Origin of the sequence: Mycobacterium sp., assembly GCF_049281135.1 — a bacterium.
In the GTDB taxonomy this organism is placed as follows: Bacteria; Actinomycetota; Actinomycetes; order Mycobacteriales; family Mycobacteriaceae; genus Mycobacterium.
Map to the genome: position 1 here is coordinate 1 of NZ_JBAPRN010000809.1, position 6,521 is coordinate 6,521.

At 68.0% G+C, this 6,521-nt stretch carries 8 protein-coding genes; all 8 read right to left on the reverse strand.

Going from position 1 to position 6,521, the window contains the following annotated elements; all coding sequences use genetic code 11:
- On the reverse strand, positions 1-1,024 hold a 1,024-nt coding region (gene tsaD, locus WAN02_RS32005; protein WP_422269376.1), incomplete at its 3' end, for a tRNA (adenosine(37)-N6)-threonylcarbamoyltransferase complex transferase subunit TsaD.
- Positions 1,021-1,473: a ribosomal protein S18-alanine N-acetyltransferase gene (gene rimI / locus WAN02_RS32010; RefSeq protein WP_422269377.1), complete on the reverse strand. Its 453-nt coding sequence runs from the start codon at positions 1,471-1,473 to the stop codon at positions 1,021-1,023. The genes tsaD and rimI, both read right to left, overlap by 4 nt.
- The gene (gene tsaB, locus WAN02_RS32015) at positions 1,470-2,102 is read right to left on the reverse strand and encodes a tRNA (adenosine(37)-N6)-threonylcarbamoyltransferase complex dimerization subunit type 1 TsaB (protein WP_422269378.1); all 633 of its coding nucleotides are present in this window, start codon (positions 2,100-2,102) and stop codon (positions 1,470-1,472) included. Before tsaB ends, rimI begins: the two co-directional genes overlap by 4 nt.
- Positions 2,099-2,566 carry a tRNA (adenosine(37)-N6)-threonylcarbamoyltransferase complex ATPase subunit type 1 TsaE gene (gene tsaE, locus WAN02_RS32020; protein ID WP_422269379.1) on the reverse strand — a complete coding sequence of 156 codons (468 nt, stop codon included), beginning with the start codon at positions 2,564-2,566 and terminating at the stop codon, positions 2,099-2,101. The genes tsaB and tsaE overlap by 4 nt, the downstream gene beginning before the upstream one ends.
- On the reverse strand, positions 2,559-3,686 hold the full coding sequence (locus WAN02_RS32025; protein ID WP_422269380.1) for an alpha/beta fold hydrolase: 1,128 nt from the start codon (positions 3,684-3,686) through the stop codon (positions 2,559-2,561). The genes tsaE and WAN02_RS32025 overlap by 8 nt, the downstream gene beginning before the upstream one ends.
- Entirely contained in the window at positions 3,683-4,843 is a 1,161-nt protein-coding gene (gene alr / locus WAN02_RS32030; RefSeq protein WP_422269381.1) for an alanine racemase, read from the reverse strand. The genes WAN02_RS32025 and alr overlap by 4 nt, the downstream gene beginning before the upstream one ends.
- A gap of 47 nt (positions 4,844-4,890) precedes the next feature.
- Complete coding sequence (locus tag WAN02_RS32035; protein ID WP_422269382.1) at positions 4,891-6,276, reverse strand: glutamate decarboxylase; 1,386 nt, start codon at positions 6,274-6,276, stop codon at positions 4,891-4,893.
- A gap of 23 nt (positions 6,277-6,299) precedes the next feature.
- A partial coding sequence (locus WAN02_RS32040) for an NAD(P)H-hydrate dehydratase (RefSeq protein ID WP_422269383.1) occupies positions 6,300-6,521 on the reverse strand: 222 nt, incomplete at its 5' end.

Genomic DNA, 6,521 nt, shown 5'->3' on the forward strand with positions numbered 1-6,521 from the left:
AGCTGACTTGGCCTTTTACCACCGGCAGGCCCGGGTCGCTGGCAACATCGAGCGCAGACGGCGACGCACCCGCGGCGACCAGGTGCGCGGCGAACGACGCGATCATCGCCCCGTTGTCGGTGCAGAGTCGCAGCCCGGGGATGCGCAGCGCCAGCCCGGCGGCGGCGCAGCGCTCGGCGGCGAGTTCGCGCAGACGTGAGTTCGCGGCGACGCCACCGGCGATGAGCAGGGTGGATACGCCAAGCTCGGTCGCCGCACGGACCGCTTTCATGGTCAGCACGTCAGCCACCGACTCCTGGAAACCCGCGGCGATGTCGGCGGTGGCCGCGTCCGGGTGGCTTTCCACGTAGCGCGCGACAGCGGTCTTGAGCCCGGAGAAGCTGAACACATGCGGCTCGTCGCGCGGCCCGGTCATGCCGCGGGGAAACACGATCGCGGCGCGGTCACCGGTCTGCGCCAGATCGTCGAGCACCTTGCCGCCGGGATAACCCAGCCCCAGCAGTCGGGCCACCTTGTCGTAGGCCTCCCCCGCCGCGTCGTCGACGGTGCTGCCCAGCTCGACGATCGGCTCGCCGAGCGACCGGACATGCAGCAGGTGGGTGTGGCCGCCAGACACCAGCAGCGCCACGCTTTCCGGCAGCGGACCGTGCTCGTAGACGTCGGCGGCCAGGTGACCGCCGAGATGGTTCACCGCGTAGAACGGCACATTCCAGGCCGCCGAATACGCTTTGGCCGCTGCCACCCCCACCAGCAGGGCACCTGCCAGCCCCGGCCCGATGGTGGCCGCGACGACGTCGGGTTTGGTCAGGCCCGCGGTGGCCAGCGCGCGGCGCACGGCCGGTTCGAGCGCCTCCAGATGTGCCCGCGACGCGACCTCGGGCACGACACCGCCGTAGCGAATGTGTTCGTCGACGCTGGACGCCACCTCGTCGGCCAGCAGCGCCACGGTGCCGTCGCCGTCGAGCCGGGCAATGCCGACTCCGGTTTCGTCGCAAGATGTTTCGATGGCCAGGATCGTCGTCACAGCGCCTCCCGTCGCATGGTGTACGCGTCGGCGCCGCTGATCCGGTAATACCGCCGGCGCAGGCCCACTTCGGTGAATCCCACGCTGCGGTACAGCGCGATCGCCGTCGCGTTGTCGGTGCGAACCTCCAGATGCACGACGCCGCCGGCGGCGATGTTCAGCAGCTCGTCCAGCATCCGACGGCCGATGCCACGGCCCTGGTAGGCCGGATCGACGCCGATGGTGTGGATTTCGTATTCGAAGGGCGGTGTGCGGCCCAACCGTGAAATGCCGCCGTAGCCGATCAATGTGTCGTCATCGCGTGCGGCCACGTAGTAATTGTGATCGGCTGCGAGCTCGCGCACGAAAGCGGCTGTTGGCCAAGGGTCGTCGCCGGGAAACAACAGCGACTCCAGCTCGGCGCAGCGGTCGGCGTCGGCGTCGGTAAGCCCGTCGATGGTCACGTTCACCGGCCGGCCGCCTGCCGCTCGGCCAGCGTCTTGGCGTCCGGCCGCCGCAGATACAGCGGCACCAGCGGAGCCGGAGCTTGCGACCAGTCGGCCACCGCGGCCACCAAGCCCGCCGCGTCGGGATACGTCGGGTCGATGCACGGCAGCCCGAACAGCGCCGCGTGGTCGGGCGAACCGGCCACCGCCCGCGCGGGACCCGGGTCGACATCGGCCGGGGCGTTGACCTCGGGACCGTCGACCCGGACACCGTCGCGATAGCGCGCCCAATAAACCTCGCGCCGACGGGCGTCGCTGACCACCAACACCTCGCCGGTGGTCCGCCCGCCGATGGCATCGAGGCTGCAAACCCCGTACACCGGAAGACACAGTGCGTGACCGTAGGCCGCGGCGGTCGCCATGCCGACCCGCAGTCCGGTGAACGGACCGGGACCGCAGCCGACGACGACGGCATTGAGGTCGGCCATCGAGCGCTCCGCATCGGCCATGGCGGCCAACACATTCGGGGTGATCCGCTCGGCGTGCGCGCGCGGGTCGACGGTGACCCGCTCGGCCAACACGTTGCCATCGGCAACCAGGCCCGCGGTCACAGCGGGAGTGGAGGTGTCGATGGCCAACACCAGGCGGCTCACGGACAGCTCCATTGCCACGTCGCGGTTCGAGTGTCGGAGTTGCTGATTCGCTCCAGTCGGATGTCGAGATGCCGGTCGGACAATCGTTCGGCCAGGCCTTCACCCCACTCCACCACGACGACGGCACCGTCGAGCTCGGTGTCGAGATCCAGGCTTTCGAGCTCGTCGAGCAGGTCGGCGCCGGTGTGGTCCAGCAATCGGTAGACGTCCACGTGGATCATGGCGGGGGCACCGGTTCGTCGCGCGGGATGCACCCGAGCCAGCACGAACGTTGGCGAGGTCACCGGCCCGTCGACGTCCATCGCCGTTGCAATTCCCTTGGCCAGCACCGTTTTTCCGGCACCCAGCGGGCCGGAGAGCACGACGACATCGCCGGCGCGCAACTGGCTGCCCAGCTGCGCACCCAGCGCCACGGTGTCGTCGACGTGCGGCAGCGTCGCGATGCCGCGCGTGCCGTCAGTCACGACGCCGGACCCGATCGCGCAAACGGTGACTCAGCGCCGTGAATCTACCCGGGGTCGCGTGCTTGACCAGTCGCACCAGCCCGTCGTTGACCGAAGCCGGTCTTTCCAGCAACACCAGATGGCCTGCCTTCGCGACGATCACCAACTCCGAGTCCGGCAGCACCTCGGCCATTTTCCTCGAGTATTCGTCGGGGGTGACCAGATCGTGGTCGCCGCAGACGATCAGCGTCGGGATCTTGGCCAGCGCGGGCAGCCCCGCGGTTTCGTCGTGGGCCTGCAGAGCGTGCAGAAACTCCACCATCGTCGGGATCGGGGTTTCGAGCATCATCTTCTCCGAGAACGCCACGATGCTCGGGCTGACCCGCATGTCGGAGAACGACGCCGCACGCAGGATCGGCCCGATCAGCGAACGCGCGGCGTTGCGGCCACGCTGCGCCAGCTTGGGTGCCGAACGCGCAGCCCGCAGAACAGCTTCCAGCGCAGGGTTATTCAGGATCTCTCCGAGCGGCGACTCGGCCACCCCTTCGGCCGCGGACGAGATCAGTGCCGCCCCGGCGATCCGGCCGCCGTAGTGACGCGGGAACTGCCGGGCGTGCGACAACACCGTCATCCCGCCCATCGAATGGCCCACCAGCACGATCGAGCCGCGCGGCGAAATCACCTGCAGCACCGTCTCAAGATCCTTGCCCAGTTGGGTCAGGGTGTAGGTATCCGGCGGAGCGTTGCCAGACCGGCCGTGGCCGCGCTGGTCGTAGAAGATCATCCGGACCTGCGTGCCCCACTCGTCGCTCAGCCGCATCCGCTGAAAGTGGAAGGCGCCCATGCGAAGACAGAAGCCATGGGCGAACACGACGGTCAACGGCGCATCGGTGGGCCCGACCTCGCGCACCGCCAGGGGCACACCGTCCGGGGTGGTCACCAGGTAGCTGCGGTCGCCGTCGAGCGTCTCGAAGTCCTCGTCGGCAAAGGGATCGTCGATGACCGCACGCCGGTTGAGCATCGAGCCGGCCACCGTGGCCCCGGCGACGGCGCCCACGGCGCTCACCCCCGCGGCACCCGCCAGCCACCGTCCACGCCTCGACTTGCCTACGTGGAAGCCGTCAAGATCCTCGTCGCTCAACGATTTTCAGCCTCGCGATAGGTTCTGGTGATCCGTCCCCGCGGGCTGGTCACCACTTCGTAGTGAATGGTGTCCAGCAGGTCCGCCCACTCCTGCGCAGTGGGCTCACCTCGGGCGCCCGGCCCGAACAGGATCGCCTCATCGCCTTCGGCGACGTCGACGTGCCCCGGGCCCAGGTCGACGAGGAACTGGTCCATACAGATGCGGCCGACACCGGCGCGCCGCCGACCGTTGATCAGGACATCGAGTCGTCCACCCAGCGACCGGAAGACGCCATCGGCATAGCCGACTGGCATGAGTGCCACAGTGGTGTCCCGTTGCGCGATCCAGGTATGTCCATACGACACACCTTCGCCTGCTCGAATCGATTTCACCAGCGCCACAGTGCATTTCACTGTCATCGCCGGAACCAGGCCCATGTCACCCAGGGTGGGCACTGGGCTCAGTCCGTACACGGCGATACCCGGCCGCACCAGGTCATAGGCCAACTCGGGACGCGACATGGTGGCCGACGAGTTCGACAGATGCGCGACCTCGAACGGCACCTTGTGGTCGCGAGCCAGCGCCACAATGTCGGTAAACCGTTGTGCCTGAATGTTATTGATCGGGTTGTTGGGCTGGTCGGCGAAGACCATGTGCGACATCAGGCCACGCAGCCGGATGGCATCCTCGGCTGTGGCTTGGCGCAACGCGGTCAGCATCGACGGGTAGTCAGCCAGCGGGACGCCGTTGCGGTTCAGGCCGGTATCCACCTTGAGGGTCACCGCGGCGGTCCGACCGGTGCGACGTGCGGCACCCAGCAGCTCGTCGAGCTGCCTCGCCGACGACACCGCGATCTGCACGTCGGCCAACAGCGCGGGCCCGAAGTCGATCCCGGGTGGATGCAGCCAGGCCAGTATGGGTGCGGTGACTCCTTCGGCGCGCAGCGCCAGCGCCTCGTTGACGGTGGCCACGCCGAGCTCGGCGGCACCTGCGGCCAGGGCGGCCCGGGCGACTTGGGTGGCGCCGTGTCCGTAACCGTCGGCCTTGACGACGGCCATCACCTGCGCGTTGCCGGCATGCTCGCGCAACACCCGCACGTTGTGCTCGATGGCACCCAGATCCACGACCGCCTCAGCGAGGACGCCCGGAGTCAGGGATGTCGGCGTTACGACCACGCCAACCATTGTCCCAGAGCGGACTCCGCGGGCCGTATTCCGGCAGGTCAGTGCGCGAAGTGCTCAGCTTTGTAGTGACCCTTGGGCTTGAGCTTGTCCAGGCTGGCCAGCGCGGTACGGGCGTCGTCGTGCAGCGCTCGGGCCAGGTCGGCCGAGAGCCCTTCCCGGACCACAATCCGCAGCACCGACACGTCGGTCGCGTTGTCGGGCATGGTGTAGGCCGGCACCTGCCAGCCGAAGCCGCGCAGCTCATGCGAGACGTCGAACTCGGTGTAACCCAGACCGCGGGCCAGCCGGAAGGCGACGACCGGAATCGCCGACCCGTCCGAAATCACCTCACAGTGGTCGGCTTCGTGCAGCTGCGCACCCAGCCAGCGCGCGGTCGACGACAACGCCTGCATGACCTGGGTATAGCCCTCGCGGCCCAGTCGCAGGAAGTTGTAGTACTGGCCGATTACCTGGTTGCCCGCACGGGAGAAGTTCAGGGTGAAGGTCGGCATGTCACCGCCGAGGTAGTTGACGTGGAATACCAAGTCCTCGGGCAGGTACTCCTTGCTGCGCCACACCACAAAGCCGATGCCCGGGTAGGTCAGGCCGTACTTGTGTCCGCTGACATTGATCGACACCACGCGCGGCAGCTTGAAGTCCCATTTCAGTTCGGGATGCAGGAACGGCACCACAAAGCCCCCGCTGGCCGCGTCAACGTGCACCGGGACATCCACGCCGCCGTCGGCGGCCAGTTTGTCCAGCGCCGCGCAGATCTCCGCGATCGGTTCGAGCTCACCGGTGTAGGTGGTGCCCAGGATCGCCACCACCCCGATGGTGTCCTCGTCGACGGCGTCGACGACCTGCTCGGGCGTGATGACGTAGCGGCCCTCCTCCATCGGCAGGTAGCGGGGTTCGACGTCGAAGTAGCGACAGAATTTCTCCCACACCACCTGGACGTTGGAGCCCATCACCAGGTTCGGGGTGCGCTTTTCCCAGCCTTTGCCGACCTTGGCCCGCCAGCGCCATTTCATCGCCAGGCCACCCAGCATGACCGCCTCGCTGGAGCCGATGGTGGAAACCCCGCAGGCGCTCGAGGGGTCGTCGTCGCGCAGGTGATCGGCGTGGAACAGGTCGGCAACCATGCATACGCAGCGCTGCTCGATCGCTGCCGTCAGCGGATATTCGTCCTTGTCGATCATGTTCTTGTCGAACGTCTCGGCCATCAGCCTGTCCGCCTGGGGATCCATCCAGGTGGTGACGAACGTCGCCAGGTTCAGCCGCGAGCTGCCGTCGAGCATCAGCTCGTCGTGGATGAACCGGTAGGCGGCGTCGGGATCCATCGACTCCTCGGGCAGCCGCAATGCCGGCACGGGAGTGGTGAACATGCGGCCGGTGTAGGCGGGCGCGATCGAGTGCGCGGGGACGGACGGTCGACTGGAGGTCATAACGGGTCCTTTTCAGTTGGTGGCTAGAGCGCGGCTAAAGCGGTTCGGATGTGAGCGACGATGCGTGACGCCGACGTCGGCGCATAGCCCGGGCCCGGGTCGGCGGCGGAAAGCTCCGCGGCCCGTGCATGCACGAAGGCCCCGGCCGCCGCCGCTTCGCTCGGCGGCAAGCCCGCGGCCAGCAAGGCGCCGATCATCCCGGACAGCAGATCGCCGGATCCGGCGGTCGCCGCCCAAGACTGCCC

Bases quoted from the DNA above. Each gene is read 5' to 3' on its own strand.
- WAN02_RS32035 (WP_422269382.1), bottom strand. From the start codon at position 6,276: ATGACCTCCAGTCGACCGTCCGTCCCCGCGCACTCGATCGCGCCCGCC.